This is a genomic window from Aquimarina sp. RZ0, from assembly GCF_008370685.1.
Lineage (GTDB): Bacteria > Bacteroidota > Bacteroidia > Flavobacteriales > Flavobacteriaceae > Aquimarina.
Genome location: NZ_VTZU01000036.1, coordinates 53716 through 72637 on the forward strand (window position 1 = coordinate 53716; position 18922 = coordinate 72637).

17 protein-coding genes and 1 tRNA gene are annotated in these 18922 nt (G+C 34.4%); 16 read left to right on the plus strand and 2 right to left on the minus strand.

The window, feature by feature from the left end:
* Nucleotides 1–163 precede the first annotated feature (163 nt).
* Nucleotides 164–601 (plus strand): GTPase, encoded by a 438-nt coding sequence (locus tag F0000_RS14745; protein ID WP_223148906.1) that lies wholly within the window; start codon nucleotides 164–166, stop codon nucleotides 599–601.
* On the opposite strand, the gene yihA is transcribed toward F0000_RS14745, so the two are convergent.
* Nucleotides 598–1203: a ribosome biogenesis GTP-binding protein YihA/YsxC gene (gene yihA / locus F0000_RS14750; RefSeq protein ID WP_149625492.1), complete on the minus strand. Its 606-nt coding sequence runs from the start codon at nucleotides 1201–1203 to the stop codon at nucleotides 598–600. The two genes, F0000_RS14745 and yihA, sit on opposite strands and share 4 nt — an antisense overlap.
* 10 nt (nucleotides 1204–1213) lie before the next feature.
* On the minus strand, nucleotides 1214–1978 hold the full coding sequence (locus F0000_RS14755) for an alpha/beta fold hydrolase (protein WP_149625493.1): 765 nt from the start codon (nucleotides 1976–1978) through the stop codon (nucleotides 1214–1216).
* A gap of 302 nt (nucleotides 1979–2280) precedes the next feature.
* Between F0000_RS14755 and mraZ the strand changes: the two genes are divergently transcribed.
* The 15 genes from mraZ to F0000_RS14830 all read left to right on the plus strand — a co-directional run bounded on the left by mraZ (nucleotide 2281) and on the right by F0000_RS14830 (nucleotide 18586).
* Entirely contained in the window at nucleotides 2281–2751 is a 471-nt protein-coding gene (mraZ, locus tag F0000_RS14760; protein WP_149625494.1) for a division/cell wall cluster transcriptional repressor MraZ, read from the plus strand.
* Nucleotides 2738–3634: a 16S rRNA (cytosine(1402)-N(4))-methyltransferase RsmH gene (gene rsmH / locus F0000_RS14765; protein ID WP_149625495.1), complete on the plus strand. Its 897-nt coding sequence runs from the start codon at nucleotides 2738–2740 to the stop codon at nucleotides 3632–3634. The genes mraZ and rsmH overlap by 14 nt, the downstream gene beginning before the upstream one ends.
* A complete protein-coding gene (locus F0000_RS14770) occupies nucleotides 3631–3942 on the plus strand; it encodes an FtsL-like putative cell division protein (RefSeq protein ID WP_149625496.1) in 312 nt (103 codons plus the stop codon). The genes rsmH and F0000_RS14770 overlap by 4 nt, the downstream gene beginning before the upstream one ends.
* Nucleotides 3943–3949: 7 nt before the next feature.
* Nucleotides 3950–5944 (plus strand): penicillin-binding protein, encoded by a 1995-nt coding sequence (locus F0000_RS14775; RefSeq protein ID WP_188112131.1) that lies wholly within the window; start codon nucleotides 3950–3952, stop codon nucleotides 5942–5944.
* Nucleotides 5941–7404: a UDP-N-acetylmuramoyl-L-alanyl-D-glutamate--2,6-diaminopimelate ligase gene (locus tag F0000_RS14780; protein ID WP_149625497.1), complete on the plus strand. Its 1464-nt coding sequence runs from the start codon at nucleotides 5941–5943 to the stop codon at nucleotides 7402–7404. The genes F0000_RS14775 and F0000_RS14780 overlap by 4 nt, the downstream gene beginning before the upstream one ends.
* Nucleotides 7405–7450: 46 nt before the next feature.
* Nucleotides 7451–8680 (plus strand): phospho-N-acetylmuramoyl-pentapeptide-transferase, encoded by a 1230-nt coding sequence (mraY, locus tag F0000_RS14785; RefSeq protein ID WP_149625498.1) that lies wholly within the window; start codon nucleotides 7451–7453, stop codon nucleotides 8678–8680.
* Between the two features lies 1 nt (nucleotide 8681).
* Nucleotides 8682–10016, plus strand: a complete 1335-nt coding sequence (gene murD / locus F0000_RS14790) for a UDP-N-acetylmuramoyl-L-alanine--D-glutamate ligase (protein ID WP_149625499.1) — start codon at nucleotides 8682–8684, stop codon at nucleotides 10014–10016.
* A 73-nt stretch (nucleotides 10017–10089) separates the two neighbouring features.
* Entirely contained in the window at nucleotides 10090–11301 is a 1212-nt protein-coding gene (locus F0000_RS14795) for an FtsW/RodA/SpoVE family cell cycle protein (RefSeq protein WP_149625500.1), read from the plus strand.
* Entirely contained in the window at nucleotides 11298–12398 is a 1101-nt protein-coding gene (murG, locus tag F0000_RS14800) for an undecaprenyldiphospho-muramoylpentapeptide beta-N-acetylglucosaminyltransferase (protein WP_149625501.1), read from the plus strand. Before F0000_RS14795 ends, murG begins: the two co-directional genes overlap by 4 nt.
* A gap of 16 nt (nucleotides 12399–12414) precedes the next feature.
* Nucleotides 12415–13764, plus strand: coding sequence for a UDP-N-acetylmuramate--L-alanine ligase (murC, locus tag F0000_RS14805; RefSeq protein ID WP_149625502.1), 1350 nt, complete (start codon nucleotides 12415–12417; stop codon nucleotides 13762–13764).
* Nucleotides 13761–14477, plus strand: coding sequence for a hypothetical protein (locus tag F0000_RS14810; RefSeq protein WP_149625503.1), 717 nt, complete (start codon nucleotides 13761–13763; stop codon nucleotides 14475–14477). The genes murC and F0000_RS14810 overlap by 4 nt, the downstream gene beginning before the upstream one ends.
* A 7-nt stretch (nucleotides 14478–14484) precedes the next feature.
* Nucleotides 14485–15843, plus strand: a complete 1359-nt coding sequence (gene ftsA / locus F0000_RS14815) for a cell division protein FtsA (RefSeq protein ID WP_149625504.1) — start codon at nucleotides 14485–14487, stop codon at nucleotides 15841–15843.
* 100 nt (nucleotides 15844–15943) lie between these two features.
* Nucleotides 15944–17947 (plus strand): cell division protein FtsZ, encoded by a 2004-nt coding sequence (ftsZ, locus tag F0000_RS14820; protein ID WP_149625505.1) that lies wholly within the window; start codon nucleotides 15944–15946, stop codon nucleotides 17945–17947.
* Nucleotides 17948–18047: 100 nt separating this feature from the next.
* Nucleotides 18048–18497 (plus strand): GatB/YqeY domain-containing protein, encoded by a 450-nt coding sequence (locus F0000_RS14825; RefSeq protein ID WP_149625506.1) that lies wholly within the window; start codon nucleotides 18048–18050, stop codon nucleotides 18495–18497.
* 15 nt (nucleotides 18498–18512) lie between these two features.
* A tRNA-Arg gene (locus F0000_RS14830) sits at nucleotides 18513–18586 on the plus strand.
* Nucleotides 18587–18922 lie beyond the last annotated feature (336 nt).

The window sequence follows — 18922 nt, forward strand, 5'->3', positions numbered from 1 at the left end:
CGTAAACTGGATCAATTTTTTTTAAAATCATAGGAGAAACAAAAAAGAATGATTTTAGTAGGTAATTTTACATAAGAAATGTTATAATATATTTGGAAGCCGTTTTGTAGAGATTACAAAACGGCTTTTTTATTTTTGAAGTATAAAAGAAAAAGAGTAAATTTTGAAGAATAATTTTAAATCAGAACAGGTATTATACCTTATCCTATTATTATTGTTATTTGATTTTATTATGAATAGAAGAATATTATTTGTTTATAATGCGAAGTCTGATTTTTTGAATAAATATTTGGATGTGGCTCATAAGATTATAAGTCCTTCGACATATTCTTGTGATCTCTGTAGTTTGACACATGGAAATTTTTCAGAAAAGAAAATTTGGAAAGATTTTAAGGAAAAAACAAATCATGAATTTATTTTCCAATATAAAAATGAATTTCTACAGCAATATGGCAAAAAAAATAACGAAAAGAAATTTAAGTTCCCAATAATTCTAGAACAAAGAAAAAATGGATTTAATGTTTTAATGAGTGAAGAAGAGCTTGGATTGTTAACGTCTGCAGAAAACCTGATAGAACGCTTGGAGAAGAAACTGAATTAAGATTTTGCCAGCTGTTGGTTTACTTCTCGGATGTAATCTAGTACTTGATCTTTGCCTAATCCAGAAGAGGATGAGGTGATAAAGTAATTAGGCATCTCCTCCCAGTATTTGAGCATCTCATTGGTATATTGTTCTATATTAAGAGGTAATTTGGTTTTTGTGAGTTTATCTGCTTTGGTGAATATGATTGAAAAAGGAATTTGATTTTCTCCTAGCCATTGCATGAACTCTAAATCAATTTTTTGCGGTTCGTGTCTGCTATCGACCAATACAAATGCAGAAACTAATTGTGCGCGCTTTGAAAAATACTCCGTAATAAATTTTTGAAAAACTTTTTTTGCAGATTTAGAAACTCTGGCATATCCATATCCTGGTAAATCAACAAGAAACCAATTTTTATTAATAATAAAATGATTGATAAGTTGAGTTTTTCCAGGTCTTCCAGAAATTTTAGCAAGGCTCTTGCGTTCAGTTAGCATATTAATTAAAGAAGATTTGCCTACATTAGATCTTCCTATAAATGCATACTCCGGTAATCTGTCTTTAGGGCATTTTGCTACATCACTATTACTTATTACGAATTCAGCACTGCTAATTTTCATGAAGTAGGTATTAAAAATTGCGTTCTTTCAACCAAGAATGTAATAATTTATTAAATTCTTCCGGGTGTTCCATCATAGCGGCATGACCACATTTGTCAATCCAATATAGGTTAGAATCCGGTAATAATCTATTAAAGTCATCAGCAACTTCCGGAGGGGTTACATTGTCGTCTTTTCCCCAAATGATACAGGTTGGATTTTTCATGTTGGGTAGATCTTTTGCCATATTATGGCGGATAGCACTTTTTGCAATTGCTAATGTTCTAATCAATTTGTTACGATCATTGACTGTTGCATATACTTCATCAACAATCTCTTTAGTCGCAATTGCAGGATTATAAAATACATTTTCTGCTTTAGCTTTAATGTATTCATAATCACCTCGTTTAGGATAACTTTCGCCCATGGCACTTTCGTATAACCCAGAACTCCCGGTAATGACTAATGCTTTTACTTTTTCAGGAAACATTTTTGTGCATAATAACCCAATATGCCCCCCAAGCGAATTGCCAAGTAGAATTACTTTTTCATACCCTAACTGATCTATAAAATCTTTGAGGTATTTAGCAAAGGTACCCACACTTGTTTTTACTAAAGGCATCGCGTACAAAGGTAATTCAGGGATCAGTACTTTGTATCCATTTTCAGGAAAATAAGTACTTACACCATCAAAGTTGCTCAAGCCACCCATCAGTCCGTGTAAAATAACAATTGGCGTGCCTTCCCCTAATTCAAGATAGCTAAATTTTCCGTCTTTTTTTAATTCGTGCTTCATTAATACTTCTTACAAGAATTAAAAGCAAATATAGCATTTTCATAATTAGTTTGAAGATTTTTTATCAATAGTACGGAATGATTTTTCTTGATTTTTTCTTTGGCAGACTTATTTCAATCCTGAATAGGTCAAAACCAATATTTTAAGAGAGAATAGATGGCATCTTGATGAACAAAATATTAAAAATAAGATGTTTGTAATTTTATTTTTTCCTGACAACTTATTAACAATGTGGTAGATTGTGGTAAAAAGTGGTATATTTTTCAATATATTTGACTAATTAAACCAGAAGGGAGTTAAAAGTGGTAAATCTTATCGGCACATATGAGTGTAAGGCGGATGCTAAAGGGCGTTTGATGATACCTGCTGCTTTTAAGAAGCAACTTTTGCCTGTGTTACAAAATGGATTTGTGTTAAAAAGAGCTGTGTTTCAACCTTGTTTAGAGTTGTATCCAATGGAAGAATGGAACCTTTTAATGCAGAAAATGAATAAGCTAAACCGCTTTAAAAAGAAAAACAATGATTTTATCAGAAGGTTTACTGCTGGTGTAAAAATAGTTGAGATAGACGCAACAGGTCGTCTTTTGATTCCTAAAGATCTAGTAAGTTTTGCTGGTATTACCAAGGAATTAGTATTGTCTTCTGCTGTAAATATTATTGAGGTATGGGACAAGGAGAAGTATGAAAAAGCAATTGATGATGCAGCAGATGATTTTGCTGATCTTGCAGAAGAAGTAATGGGATTTGATGATGAAACAGATGGAATATCATAATCCGGTTTTGCTTAAAGAAACCGTAGATGGACTCTCTATAAAACCTAATGGTGTGTATGTTGATGTCACTTTTGGAGGTGGAGGACATTCTAGAGAAATAATGAAACGTTTAGGTCCGGATGGAAGGTTGTTTGCTTTTGATCAGGATCGAGATGCATTGCTCAATGTTATTGATGACAGTAGATTTACATTGATACCTGAAAACTTTAGGTTTATTAAACGTTTTCTTCGTTTTCATCAGGTAAGAAAAGTAGATGGCATTCTTGGGGATTTTGGTGTGTCATCTCATCAATTTGATGTAGCAGAAAGAGGGTTCTCTACAAGATTTGAATCAGATCTGGATATGAGGATGAACCAAACAAAAGGATTATCTGCTTACAATGTTATTAATGAATATGAAGAATTAAGTTTAAGAAAGGTGTTTCTGGAATTTGGAGAGTTAAGGAATGCACCCAAACTTGCCAGATCCATTGTAGGAGCTAGAAGAAGTGAACCAATAAAAACCAGTGTTGAATTAAAAGAAGTTTTAAAACCTTTTTTACCAAAACACAAGGAGCATAAAATATTAGCACAGATATATCAGGCAATTAGGATTGAGGTAAATCAGGAAATAGAAGTTCTTAAAGAATTTTTATTGCAGACTCAGGAATTGTTGGATAATAACGGAAGGATTAGTTTAATATCATACCATTCATTAGAAGATAGATTGGTAAAAAGGTTTATCAGAAATGGAATGTTTGAAGGTGAGCCCGAAAAAGATATATACGGTAATGTATATGTACCATTTAAAAAAGTAGGAGGCTTGATAGTTCCTTCTGATCAGGAGATTAAGATTAATAACAGAGCAAGAAGTGCAAAACTGAGAATAGCAGAAAGAGTTTGAAACAGACAATATATGATATATTAAAAGGTAAGTTTCTTATTGCAGATGATGCAATGAAGAATTGGAGAATGCTGCTCTTCCTTTCCTTTTTGGCAATTATTATGATTGCCAGTTCTCATAATGCAGAAAGTAAAGTGCATGAAATAGCAAGGTTGAATAATGAAGTAAGAGAGTTAAGAACACAATTTGTAGACGGGAGAACAGAATTAATGCAGCTTAAAATGGAGTCTTCAGTTATCGAAAAAATGACCAAAAAAGGAATTAAACGCCCTACGAAACCTCCACAAAAAATAATTGTAAAAGAATAAAGTTGTTTTGGCAATAAAGGATAAAAACATATTAAATCGATTATACTTCATTTCAGGATGTATGGTTCTTTTTGCAATTTTGGTAATTGTTAAATTGGTAGATACCCAGTTTGTAGAAGGAGATAAGTATCGTGCTAAGGGGGAAAAACGTGTTTTTAAAACATTCGATATACCAGCAAACAGAGGGAATTTATATGATAGCAAAGGAAATCTATTAGCCACATCAGTTCCAAAATATGATATCAGATTTGATGCGGTGACAGTTACCGATAAGGATTTTAGAGAAAATATAGTTCAGTTGTCTGAAGCATTGTCAAAAGAATTTGGGAAGCCTTCGGCATACTATAATAAGATATTGAGAAAAGCACGCGATCATAAAAATAGATATTTTTTGATTAGAAGAAATATGGGATATTCTCAATATATGAGGGTAAAGAGTTTTCCACTTTTTAAATATGGAGCTAATAGAGGCGGATTAATTGTAGAACAAAGAACAATTAGGGAACATCCTATAGGGAAGATAGCAGAACGTACTGTAGGGTATGAGAGAAAAGATGCGCAGGGGTATTATACCAGAGTCGGATTAGAAGGTGCGTATGGTCCTTTTCTAAGAGGAAAAGAAGGAAAAAGAAAGAAACAGAAGATTGCAAAAAATCAATGGAAACCGATAGGAGATGCTAATGAAGTAGAGCCGCAAGATGGTTATGATGTAATTTCAACAATAGATGTTAATGTTCAGGATATAACACACCATGCGTTATTAGCACAATTAGAGAAATTTGAGGCAGAACATGGTACTGTGGTGGTAATGGAGACAAAAACAGGGGAAATAAAGGCAATTTCGAATCTTGGTCGTACGAAATCCGGAAAATATTATGAGAAACTAAACTATGCTGTAGGCGAATCTCATGAGCCAGGGTCTACTTTTAAGTTAATGACTATGGTTGCAGCGCTGGAAGATAAAGTTATTGACTCAAGTTATGTTGTGGATACAGAAAACGGAAGAGTAAAATTTTATGATAGAGTAGTTAAAGATTCAAAATGGGGAGGGTACGGCAAAATATCAGCAGCCAAAGCTTTTGAGCTATCATCAAATACAGCATTTGCAAAAATCATTAATGAAAAATACAAAGATGATCCTAAAAAATTCGTAAATCGCCTAATGAATATGGGGTTACATAAGCCATTAGGATTATCTATTAAAGGAGAAGGGAAACCTAAGATTCCGTATCCTGGTGATAAAGACTGGTATGGTACAACCTTGCCATGGATGGCTCATGGATATGGCGTGTCACTCACACCCTTGCAAACACTAGCTTTTTACAATGCAATCGCTAATGATGGGGAAATGGTGAAACCGAGATTTATAAAAGAGGTAAAAGCCTGGGATAGAACAAAAGAAAAGTTTGATAAAACAGTATTGAATTCAGCAATATGCTCCAAAGAAACTGCAAGAGTGGTAAAAGAGATGATGAAAAATGTGGTGATAAGAGGAACAGCTGATAATGTACAGACCAATAATTTTCAGATAGCAGGTAAAACGGGTACGTGTTGGGGGAACTATGGCGGAGACAAAGAAAGAGAATATATTTCTTCTTTTGCAGGGTATTTTCCGGCAGAAGATCCTAGATATTCCTGTATTGTGGTAATTCATAAACCGAATAAAGAAAAGGGATATTATGGTAATATAGTAGCAGCTCCAGTGTTTAGAGCAATTGCCTTAAAAGTATATAATGATATTCCTGTAGTTGATGAGGTCTCATCAACCATAGTAGAAAGTGGATTAGTCAGGGAGAATTATGAAGATTATTTTGAGAAAGCACAGAAGTATAAAACAATAATGCCTGATGTAGAAGGAATGCCTGCAATGGATGTTATTTCTCTTCTGGAAAATATGGGATTAAAGGTAGAGCTAAAAGGTTCGGGAAAGGTTAAGAAACAATCGATAGAACCAGGAACAAAAATACAAGTAAATCAAACCATAAGGTTAGAGTTGTCGTGAAAGAGTTAAAAGATATATTATATAAAGTTGCTATCAATGCTGTTGTTGGGAATACTACGACGCACATTAATAGGATAGAATTTGATTCCAGAAGAGTTGTTCAGGATGATATGTTCGTTGCGATTAAAGGAGCTTTGACTAATGGTCATGAGTATATCGAAAAAGCGATAAATCTTGGTGCAATAGCTGTAATATGTGAAAAAATACCCGAAATAACAGTAGAAGGTGTGACATATGTTCAGGTTGATAATACACAACAGGCATTAGCAATGGTGGCGGCAAATTATTATGAGATGCCGTCAGAGAATCTAAAATTAGTTGGGGTAACAGGAACCAATGGAAAAACTACCATCGCAACACTATTATATCAATTATTTAAAAAAGCAGGTTATAAAGTTGGTTTACTTTCTACTGTAAAAATTTTAGTAGATACTACAGAATATACGGCTACACATACAACACCAGATTCTTTGACTATAAATCATTATCTGAAAGAGATGAATGAAGCAGGAGTGGAGTATTGCTTTATGGAAGTAAGCTCTCATGGAATTCATCAGAAAAGAACAGAAGGATTAGTGTTTGAAGGAGGAGTATTTACCAATCTCTCCCATGATCACTTGGATTATCATAATACATTTAAAGAATATCGAGATGTAAAAAAGATGTTTTTTGATGGATTAGGAACCAAGGCATTTGCTTTGGTAAATAAAGATGATAAGAACGGAAGCTTCATGCTTCAGAATACAAGGGCAAAACAGTATAGTTATGCTTTAAAATCATATGCAGATTTCAGAGGTCAGATTTTAGAAAATAGTTTAGGAGGATTATTATTGAAATTGAATGATAATGAAGTCTGGACAAAACTAATAGGAAGTTTCAATGCTTATAATATACTCGCAATTTTTGGAACGGCAGAACTTCTGGGACTCGAAACATTAGAGATATTGAAATTGTTGAGTGATCTGGAGAGCGTAAGTGGAAGGTTTCAATACCTGATTTCTGATGAAAAAATTACGGCTATCGTAGATTATGCGCATACTCCTGATGCACTAAAGAATGTATTAGAAACCATAGGAGATATACGAACCAATAACGAAACTTTAATTACTGTAGTGGGTTGTGGAGGAGATCGGGATAAAATGAAGAGACCTGTAATGGGTAATATTGCTGCCAGATTGAGTAATAAAGTCGTTTTTACAAGTGATAATCCGAGAACAGAAAATCCAGATAAAATTATTGAAGATATAGAAAAAGGGGTGGAACCTCAGGATTATAAAAAAATCCTATCGATAACAGATCGAAAACAGGCGATAAGAACAGCTTGTCAATTAGCAAAAGAGAATGATATTATTCTCATTGCAGGTAAAGGTCATGAAACATATCAGGAAACGGACGGAGTGAGAGTAGATTTTAATGATTTAGAAATTATAAAAGAAGAGTTAAAAAAACTAGGAAAATAAATAAACCCTTCTGCTTAGTTAAACAAGTAAAAGGTGATCTAAAAATATGTTATATTATTTGTTTCAATATCTAGAGAATGAATACCAGTTTCCGGGTGCTTCTTTGTTTCAGTTTATCACTTTTAGAGCTGCGGTGGCAATTATATTCTCACTATTAATCTCTACAATTTACGGTAAGAGAATCATAAGTTTCCTTGGGAAAAAGCAGATGGGTGAGAGTATTAGGGAACTAGGATTAGAAGGACAGGTAGAAAAAGCAGGTACTCCTACTATGGGAGGATTGATTATCATATTAGCGACACTGGTACCCGTACTGCTTTTTGCTAAGCTTGATAATATATATATCGTTTTGTTGATAATAACAACTTTATGGATGGGTGTTATAGGTTTTACAGATGATTATTTAAAAATTAAAAGAAAAGATAAAGAAGGGCTTGCAGGGAGATTTAAAGTAATTGGTCAGGTGGGACTGGGTCTTATTGTAGGCTGTACTATGTATTTTCATGAAGATATTACAATTAAAGAAGAAAAAGTAGCCCAAGATATAGAGCAGGTTGAAACCACTGAGAATCATTCAGAGTTTAATCCAGCTATAAAATCTACAAAAACGACTTTGCCTTTCTTTAAGAATAACGAATTTGATTATGCTAGTTTAATTACCTGGATCAGTCCGGAATTATCAAAATATGCCTGGTTGATCTTTATACCTATTGTGATTGTTATTGTCACAGCAGTTTCTAATGGTGCAAACCTTACTGATGGTATTGATGGATTAGCAGCTGGCTCTTCGGCAATAATTGTATCGACACTGGCACTGTTTTCCTGGGTATCTGGTAATATAGTTTTTTCGGATTATCTGAATGTAATGTACATCCCTAATTCTGGCGAAATAACAATTTATATAGCAGCATTTGCGGGAGCTCTCGTTGGGTTTTTATGGTATAATACCTATCCGGCTCAAGTATTTATGGGAGATACCGGTAGTCTAACAATAGGAGGAATCATAGCTGTGATTGCAATTGCTATTAGAAAAGAATTTTTAATCCCAATTGTATGTGGAATCTTTTTTATTGAAATCGTTTCTGTAATACTTCAAGTAAGTTGGTTTAAGTATACGAGGAAGAAATATGGAGAAGGAAGAAGAGTATTTCTAATGTCACCATTGCATCATCATTATCAGAAAAAAGGGATACACGAGAGTAAGATTGTTACAAGGTTTTGGATTATAGGAATTTTTCTGGCCATCATAGCTGTTGTTACTTTAAAATTAAGATAAGGTGAAAGCATTAGTGGTTTTGGGAGCAGGAGAAAGTGGTGTAGGAACTGCTATTTTAGGAAAAAAAGAAGGATTTGATGTGTTTGTTTCTGATAAGGGAATTATAGCTGATAAATATAAAAACGTTCTTAAAAATTTAGAAATCAAATGGGAAGAGAAACAGCATACAGAAGATAAAATCCTGAATGCTGATATCGTTATGAAAAGCCCAGGGATTCCTGATAAAGTGAATCTCGTCAAGAAATTGCTTGATAAAGGAGTGCCCGTAGTATCAGAAATAGAATTTGCTGCAACATATACATCGGCAGAGATTATCGGGATAACCGGAAGTAATGGAAAAACTACCACTACAATGCTTACACAACATGTTCTTGAGCATGGAGAATTAGATGTACGTATGGCTGGTAACATTGGCGATAGTTTTGCAAAGCAGGTAGCAACAGATGATACTGCGTATTACGTACTGGAGTTGAGTAGTTTTCAGCTTGACGGAATTAAAAATTTCGCACCGCATATAGCAGTGCTGACAAATATAACACCTGATCATCTGGATCGATATGAATTTAAATTTGAAAATTATATCGCCTCAAAATTCAGGATAACGATGAATCAAATAGAAAGTGATTATTTCATTTATGATGGAGATGATGAAGTAATTGTGAAATATATAGAAGAGAATCCTATTCGCGCAAGATTATTGCCATTTTCATTAAAGAAAAAGGTAGAAAACGGTGCATATCTGGAAGGAGAAAATATAAAAATAACAATAGACAACAACGAATTTACCATGCCAACAAACGATTTAGCTTTAAAAGGAAATCACAACGTGAAAAATGCTATGGCGGCTGCCACAGTATCTCAATTATTGAAAATAAGGAAAACAACGATACGTGAGTGTCTGGAAAACTTTCATGGGGTAGAGCATCGATTAGAAAATGTGCTTAAGATTAATAACGTACAATATATCAATGATTCTAAAGCAACAAATGTGAATGCTACTTTTTATGCGCTAGATGCTATGAAATCAGCTACTGTATGGATTGTAGGAGGCGTAGATAAAGGGAATGATTATACTGAGTTATATTCTTTGGTAAATGAAAAAGTAAAGGCAATCATTTGTCTTGGCATTGATAATACCAAAATTATTAATGCATTTGGTAATTGTGTGGATAATATTGTAGAAACGCAATCAATGAAAGAAGCTGTAAATATGGCATATAAAATAGCAGAACGTAATGAAAATGTACTGCTGTCTCCTGCTTGTGCAAGCTTTGATTTGTTTAAAAATTACGAGGAGAGAGGTAGACAGTTTAAAGAAGCTGTGAGAGAATTATAGAAAAAATACGAACCTATTTTTGAGTGGTAAAAAAGTTAATGAACAAGGTGCTAAATAAAGAATAAAAAGCGAAGTGACTAAAGTTTTAAATAATATAAGAGGAGATAAAGTAATTTGGGCTATTGCAGCACTGTTGGCATTATTTTCATTTCTTCCTGTGTATAGTGCGAGTAGTAACTTAGCTTATTTGTATGGTGATGGTAATACGTTCTCATTTTTGGTAAAACACTTTGCACATTTAATTTTAGGGTTTGGGATCATGTATTGGGTGCATAAAATACCATATAATTATTTTAAAGGGCTTTCTATTGTAATGATTCCCGTTGTAGTGATTTTATTGCTCTTTACAATGGCTCAAAATACAACGATCGGAGGAGCGAATGCCAGTAGGTGGATACGCTTGCCGCTCGTAGGAGTTACTTTTCAGACCTCTACATTGGCTGCCTTGGTTTTAATGACTTATGTAGCGAGATATTTGTCTAAAATCAGGGATAAAAAAATTACTTTTAAGGAAACGATACTTCCATTATGGTTTCCGGTATTTATAATTTTAGTATTAATTTTACCAGCTAATTTTTCTACCACAGCTATTATTTTTTCAATGGTAATGATATTAGTATTTCTAGGCGGATATCCTATAAAATATATAGCAACCATTCTTGTAACAGGTTTTTTCGCATTGACATTTTTTGTGTTGGTTGTTAAGGCATTTCCAGATTCTTTCTCTAATAGAGTTTCAACTTGGGAAAATAGGATTGATAATTTTCTTAATGGAGAGGATGGAAAAGAAGACTATCAAATAGAGCGAGCAAAAATAGCAATCGCAAGAGGAGGACTTATAGGAAAAGGCCCGGGAAAAAGTGTACAACGTAATTTTTTACCACAATCATCTTCGGATTTTATCTATGCAATTATAATAGAAGAATGGGGATTAGTAGGAGGTGTTTTTTTAATGCTTTTGTATCTTTTATTATTGTTCAGATTAGTCATTGTAGCACATAAGAGTTCAGATATATTTGGTAAACTATTGGTCGTAGGAGTAGGATTGCCTATTGTTTTTCAGGCATTGATTAATATGGCTGTAGCGGTAGAATTGTTTCCGGTAACAGGTCAGACACTTCCCTTGGTGAGTAGCGGTGGTACCTCTATCTGGATGACGTGTATGGCAATAGGTATTGTATTAAGTGTAAGTAAGAATAGAGAATCTGTTATAGAAGAAGAACAATCTGAAGATATGGAAACAAAAGAAGAAAACCCATTAGATGTTTTGAGTGAAGTGATATGAAAGAACAACCACGAATCATATTATCAGGAGGAGGAACTGGAGGACATATTTATCCGGCAGTATCAATTGCTAATGAGTTGAAGAATAGGTATCCGGAAGCAGCAATACTTTTTGTAGGAGCAAAAGACCGTATGGAAATGCAAAAAGTACCCCAGGCAGGATATCGTATAGAAGGTCTTTGGATAAGCGGTATTCAGCGTAAATTAACATTGAGTAATTTGTTGTTTCCCATAAAGTTATTGAGTAGTCTCTGGAGGTCTAAGAAAATTATTAAAGGTTTTAATCCAGATGTGGTTATTGGTACGGGAGGTTTTGCGAGTGGGCCATTATTAAAAATGGCAAACTCTGCCAGGATTCCAACAGTGTTACAGGAGCAAAATTCTTATCCGGGGATTACTAATAAGTGGTTGGCAAAAGATGCGAGTAAAATATGTGTTGCTTATGATGGTATGGAGCAGTTTTTTCCAAAAGATAAAATTATTAAAACAGGAAACCCTGTTCGGCAGGATTTGCTAGAGATAGATAGTAAGAGAAATGCTGCAATTTCTAAGTATAATCTGGATACTGAAAAGAAAACAGTTCTAGTGATCGGAGGAAGTCTGGGAGCAAGAAGAATTAATCAACTCATAGAGCAGGAACTTGATTTTTTGGCAAAAAAAGAAGTGCAGGTGCTATGGCAATGTGGTAAGCTTTATTATGAAGATTATAAAAAATATACTGATCATAGAGGGATCCAGGTTCATGAATTTCTGGATACTATGGATTTAGCATATGCAGCAGCAGATGTAATTATTTCCAGAGCCGGAGCGAGTTCAGTTTCAGAATTATGTATTGTTGCAAAACCTACATTGTTTATACCATCTCCTAATGTAGCAGAAGATCATCAAACTAAAAATGCAAATGCTATTATTAGTAGTAATGGAGCTAAAATGCTAAAAGAAAGTGAATTGGAGGATAGGTTTCAGAAAACAATTTCTCAATTATTAGAATCAGAGGCGATGCAGATAAAACTGACACACGCCATTAAAAAATTAGCATTGCCAAATGCAACACAGGATATAGTAAACGAAATTGAACAACTAATAGAGAAAAGATAACTTGGCAGGTTGAAACATGAATAGTGAATTAAAAGACATAAAGAATATTTATTTTATCGGTATCGGAGGTATTGGTATGAGTGCTCTTGCACGTTATTTTAAGTTTTTAGGTAAAAATGTGGCTGGATATGATAAAACTCCTACTCAGATTACTACAGACTTATCAACATTAGGGATTAAAATTCATTTTGAAGATGCTGTAGCGTCTATTCCAGAAGCTTTTTTAAATATTGAAGAAACACTGATTATATACACACCAGCTATTCCTGAAGGACATAAAGAATTGAATTTTGTTAGGAGTAGAGGTTTTACTATAAAAAAAAGAGCAGAGGTTCTGGGGATGATAACCAAAGGAGTGTATACCCTTGCTGTGGCAGGAACCCACGGTAAAACAACGACTACAGCAATTTTGGGACATTTGTTAAAGGAAAGTGGAGCAAAAGTAACAGCATTTCTGGGAGGAATTAGTGAGAACTATAATTCTAATTTGATTTTAGAGGGAAATGAAGTTATTGTAGTAGAGGCAGATGAATTTGACAGGTCATTTTTGCATTTGTACCCGGATATAGCTGCGATTACATCTATGGATGCTGATCATTTGGATATTTATAAAAAAGTAACCGCACTGGAAGAATCATTTATAGAATTCTCATCAAGAGCCAAAGATCATCTTTTGGTATGCAATGGATTATCACTTTCTGGAGCTACTTTTGGTATTGATGATACTGCTGATTATTGTGCGCAGAATATAAGAATAGATAATGGAACTTATATTTTTGATTTAAAAACACCAACTAAACGTATTGAGGATTTGCATTTAAACCTTCCAGGTAGACATAACTTGTTAAATGCTATCACGGCCTTTGCTATAGCAATGCTTTTTGGCTCCCCGACCACGGCTTTGGCAAAGGCCTTATTTTCTTTTAAAGGAGTTCAACGTCGTTTTAGTTATCAACTAAAAACGAATAATAAAGTATATGTGGATGATTATGCGCATCACCCTACAGAAATTAATGCATTATATCAGGGTATAAAAGAAATGCACCCGGGTAAAAAGATATTGGCTGTTTTTCAACCACACTTATACAGTAGGACAAGGGATTTTGCTATTGATTTTGCAGATAGCCTAAGTCAGTTTGATCAATTATTATTACTGGATATCTATCCGGCAAGAGAAGTACCCATAGCAGGGATAACTTCAGAATGGTTATTAGATATGGTCGCATTAGAAGATAAGAAACTAATTTCAAAAAATGATTTAGTAAAAGAGATATTAAACAGTGAAGCAACAGTTATTACTACCATTGGGGCCGGTGATATTGGAGCGGAAGTAAAAAAAATAAAAGAAGCATTATTAGCAGTATGAAGAAGATTTTAACATATGTAAAATTTGTTGGATTAATTGCTTTAGTCATCTTTCTTTTTGCTTTTACTCGTAGTAGAAATGATGAAAGAAAGATTAATGAAGTAGCGATAGAATTTGTTAAAGAGCAGAATCCTTACATAAATGAATTGACGGTTAATAAATTGTTAATACAAAATCAGGTCGGGGTTACGAACGTAGGTAAAGAAATTTTAGTTTTGAATATTGTAGAGAAGGGATTGGATTCTCATAAGATGATTGAGGATTCAGATGTGTATCTTACTGTAAACGGAGAACTTAAAGCTAGAATTAAACAACGTACACCAATTGGAAGGGTTAGTGCGGTAGTTCCTTTTTATGTTGATGTAATGGGTAATACGATGCCATTATCGGATAATTATTCAGCTCATGTACCTGTAGTAAGTAATGTTTCAGAAATAGAGATTTCAGAAGTTTTTCCATTGTTGAAAAAAATTCAGGAAGATAATTTTCTTAAAAAACATATCATTAGTATCCACAGGAATGTAAATGGAGACTATGAACTGGGATTACGAGTGTATGCTTTTAAAATAAATTTTGGAAAAATAGAAAATTTGGAGAATAAGGTTAGGAATTTTAAAGCTTTTTATCAAAAAGCCTTAAAAGATGAATCCTTAGGAAAATATAAAAAAGTCAGTTTACAATTTAGCAATCAAGTGGTGTGTACAATAAAATAATACCAGTATGAGACGAGAAGAAAGTGAAATAGCGGTAGGGTTAGACATAGGAACTACAAAGATAGTCGCTATGGTAGGGAGATATAATGAGTATGGTAAGATGGAAGTATTGGGTGTTGGTAAATCCAAGAGTTTGGGTGTACATCGTGGTGTAGTAAATAATATTACTCAGACCATACAGTCGATACAGCAGGCGATACAAGAGGCAGAAAGTGTATCTGGCATGAAAATTAGTGAAGTAACGGTAGGAATAGCAGGGCAGCATATACGAAGCCTGCAACACAGTGATTATATCACTCGTCTCAGTCCGGATGCGGTAATAGATGAAGATGATATTGACATGTTGTGTAATCAGGTACATAAATTGGTGATGCTGCCTGGAGAAGAAATATTACACGTATTACCTCAGGAATATAAGGTAGATGGTCAGGCAGAAATAAAAGAACCTGTAGGGATGTTTGGAGGAAGATTAGAGGCCAATTTTCATGTTGTTGTAGGGCAGGTAACTTCTATAAGAAATATAGGGAGATGTGTAAAAAGCTCTGGTTTAGAGTTGTCTGAAGTAACTTTGGAACCATTAGCATCGGCTAATGCTGTATTGAGTCAGGAAGAAAAAGAAGCTGGAGTGGCATTGATTGATATAGGGGGAGGTACTACAGATCTTGCTATTTTCAAAGATGGTATTATTCGTCATACAGCAGTAATTCCGTTTGGAGGTAATGTAATTACCGAAGATATAAAAGAAGGATGTTCTATTATAGAAAAACAAGCAGAACTGCTAAAGATCAAATTTGGATCAGCCTGGCCCGGAGAAAATAAGGATAATGAGATTGTTTCTATTCCTGGGCTGAGAGGACGCGAGCCCAAAGAAATTACATTAAAAAATCTATCTAAAATAATTCATGCACGTGTTGTAGAAATTATAGAGCAGGTTTTTTTGGAGATCAAAAATTATGGGCATGAATCATCCAAGAAAAAGCTGATAGCCGGAATCGTATTAACAGGAGGAGGATCTCAGCTAAAACATCTTAAACAATTAGTAGAATATATTACGGGAATGGATACTCGTATTGGATATCCTAATGAACATTTAGCAGGTAATAGTGATCCGGAAACAACAAGTCCTATGTATGCTACTGCTGTTGGATTAGTAATGGATAGTTTAGTACATATAGGGAAACAGAAAAAAACAGAAATAAAGGAAGCCGTGGCAGAAGAGGAGAGTAAGCAAGATATTAATGCTGTTGAAGGAGAATATATAGAAGAAAAAGAAGAAGTAAAACCAGTAGTTGATACACGACCCAGGAAAAATATCTTAGAGAAATGGACAGAAAAATTTAAGGAATTTCTGGATAATGCAGAATAAGATAAAAAAGTGTAAAAAACAAGACAAACAAAGTTCGATATACTAAAAGGACTTATATAAAATATAAAAAAAAAGTAAGAGAACCAGAAAATTAGCAGTTATGAGTAATAATGAAGAGTTCGAAAATATTTCGTTTGATTTACCCAAAAATCAATCAAATGTGATTAAAGTAATTGGAGTTGGCGGCGGCGGTAGTAATGCCATTAACCATATGTTCCAGCAAGGAATCAAAGGAGTAGATTTTGTAATCTGTAATACAGATGCGCAGGCCTTGGAAAATAGTCCTATACCTAATAAGATACAGTTGGGTATGTCTCTTACAGAAGGCTTAGGAGCTGGAGCTAATCCAGAAGTAGGTGAGCAATCTGCTGTAGAAAGTTATGAAGAGATTAAACGCATGCTTGATACCAATACCAAAATGATATTTATCACGGCAGGTATGGGAGGAGGAACTGGTACCGGAGCTGCGCCAATTATTGCCAAAATGGCAAGAGAATTGGATATTCTTACGGTTGGTATTGTTACGATCCCGTTTCAGTTTGAAGGAAAGATGCGTAATGAGCAAGCACAATTAGGTGTAGAGAAACTTCGAGCACAAGTAGACTCTCTGGTAGTTATTAATAATAATAAACTAAGAGAAGTATATGGTAACTTAGGTTTTAAAGCCGGTTTTTCTAAAGCAGATGAGGTACTTGCCACAGCCTCTAGAGGAATCGCAGAAGTAATAACACATCACTACACACAAAACATAGATTTACGTGATGCCAAAACAGTGCTTAGTAATAGCGGTACAGCAATAATGGGGTCTGCTAATGCCTCTGGTGCTAAACGTGCTCATGATGCTATTGTGAAAGCTCTGGATTCTCCATTACTTAATGATAATAAAATTAGAGGAGCAAAAAATGTATTATTACTTATAGTTTCTGGAAAAGAAGAAATTACTATTGATGAAATTGGTGAGATCAATGATCATATCCAGCAAGAAGCAGGTCATGGTGCTAATATCATTATGGGAGTTGGAGAAGATGAATCATTAGAAGATGCGATCTCTGTAACCGTAATTGCAACAGGATTCGATGTAGAACAACAAGATGAGATTGTAAATACAGAAACAAAGAAGATCATTCACACTCTGGAAGAAGAGCAACGTGCAACAATACAAGATTTAACTCCAAAATCTACCTCAAAAACGACGCCTATACTATCTCCAGAACCTCAAAAAGAAGAAGTAAAAGAAGAACCGATTATAAAACATGAGTTGGTAGAAGAGGAAGAAGTAGAAGATATTAGAGAATCTTTATTATTACCGACTACAGAATTTTTAAAGAATTTAGAGGTCATTGATCACGAAGAAGTAAGTCCTTTTTCTGCAGAAAATGATTTTGTAATCATTAATGCACAGGATATCATCAATCAAATTGAAGTAAATGACGCTAATGAGGTAACTACTGATCAAGAAAAAGAAGAGGAAAAAGAAGATCAATTTAGACTCTCTTTTGATATGCCTACCGGAGAAAATCATAAGGAAAAGGAAGAGGAAACTCCAGCCGCGACTCCTGTTTCTACTACAAAAATTGAGGAAGAAAAACCAATTGTGTTTAATCTGACAGATGATGTTTTAGAGGTAGAAGTAAATGAGCCAATAGAAGTAGTTCCTGTAAATGAAAAGGTATCAGGAGAAGTTCGTAAATATAGCCTTGAAGAATATATGGAAGAAGAGAAGAGGCTTACAGAGGCTAAACCGGTATCAAAAGTTACAGAAGATGAGGAAATTGTATTCGAAAAAAAGACGATTGCTCCGCCATCTCCAGAAGAAGTAAAGCCTTTAGAAGAAATAGACCCTATGGAGCAACCTATTTCTGAAACATTAAAAGCGAGAGCTGCTGAGCGTCGTGCTAAGATGAAAGAATTTAATTATAAATTCAGAAATAATACATCTCATATAGACGATATAGAAAAAGAGCCGGCGTATAAGCGGGCAGGGATTGATGTAAACTCCAAACCAGAATCTTCTGAGCTCTCCAGAACTTCATTAGGGACTGATAGTAATGATGATATCCAGTTGAGAAAAAATAATTCATTTCTTCATGATAATGTAGATTAGAGAATTATAATAATATTAGTAGATAAACCGATAATCTGAACATAGAATATCGGTTTATTTTTTATCTTCGCGTTCTGAAAGAATAAAAGGAAAGACTATTATGAGTTTACAGGTACAGGTAATGACAGCTATGAAAGAAGCTATGAAAGCTAAAGATACCAATGCATTAACCTCATTACGCGCTATTAAGTCTGCCATTTTATTAGCTCAGACAGAAAGTGGCGCTAAAGAAGAACTGACAGAGGATCAGGAGCTTAAATTATTACAGAAGCTTGTAAAACAACGTAAAGATAGCGCTTCGATTTTTTCTGATCAGGGGAGAGAAGATTTAGCACAGCCCGAATTGGATCAAGCAGAAGTAATAGCGCGATTTTTACCAGAGCAAATGAGTGAGGAAGCCATAGAGGCAGTTGTAGTAGATGTTATTGCTAAAACTGGTGCAGAAGGAATGAAAGATATGGGTAAAGTTATGGGAATGGCATCTGGACAATTAGCTGGCAAAGCTGATGGAAAAACCATTTCTACTATTGTAAAAAATAAATTGTCTTAAGCATTAAAATAAATTGGCCCAGTGGCGCAACTGAATAGCGCATCAGATTTCGGCTCTGAGGGTTGGGGGTTTGAATCCCTCCTGGGTCACATCAAATAAGAAGAGGGAGGCTGTCTGAAAAGGCAGTCTTTTTTTTTTGCAGTAGTGAGTGTATGGGATCAACGTTAGTTAATCCCTCCTGGGTCACAAATGATACAAAATTTACCAAAACGAGGCAATATTGTCTCGCTTTTTTGTTGATTATTATTATTATTACTTTTATATTCAGGAAATAAAGGATATATGCCCTTTATATTATTGTTGAACTAAACCTTCGGTAACTTTTTTCTGCTGGATTTCGTAATTTAATAGAAATAATTAAAATCTATAACTTATGTATCAAAAAAAAGAGTTGAGTCTTGCTGTGAAAAAGCAAAAAGAACTGT

What these genes read in the sequence shown, in the direction of transcription:
- F0000_RS14810 (WP_149625503.1), top strand. Translation starts at nt 13,761, where the DNA reads ATGAAGAAGATTTTAACATATGTAAAATTTGTTGGATTAATTGCTTTA.
- murG (WP_149625501.1), top strand. Translation starts at nt 11,298, where the DNA reads ATGAAAGAACAACCACGAATCATATTATCAGGAGGAGGAACTGGAGGA.
- F0000_RS14755 (WP_149625493.1), bottom strand. Translation starts at nt 1,978, where the DNA reads ATGAAGCACGAATTAAAAAAAGACGGAAAATTTAGCTATCTTGAATTA.
- rsmH (WP_149625495.1), top strand. Translation starts at nt 2,738, where the DNA reads ATGGAATATCATAATCCGGTTTTGCTTAAAGAAACCGTAGATGGACTC.
- mraY (WP_149625498.1), top strand. Translation starts at nt 7,451, where the DNA reads ATGTTATATTATTTGTTTCAATATCTAGAGAATGAATACCAGTTTCCG.
- ftsA (WP_149625504.1), top strand. Translation starts at nt 14,485, where the DNA reads ATGAGACGAGAAGAAAGTGAAATAGCGGTAGGGTTAGACATAGGAACT.
- ftsZ (WP_149625505.1), top strand. Translation starts at nt 15,944, where the DNA reads ATGAGTAATAATGAAGAGTTCGAAAATATTTCGTTTGATTTACCCAAA.
- F0000_RS14825 (WP_149625506.1), top strand. Translation starts at nt 18,048, where the DNA reads ATGAGTTTACAGGTACAGGTAATGACAGCTATGAAAGAAGCTATGAAA.
- murC (WP_149625502.1), top strand. Translation starts at nt 12,415, where the DNA reads ATGAATAGTGAATTAAAAGACATAAAGAATATTTATTTTATCGGTATC.
- yihA (WP_149625492.1), bottom strand. Translation starts at nt 1,203, where the DNA reads ATGAAAATTAGCAGTGCTGAATTCGTAATAAGTAATAGTGATGTAGCA.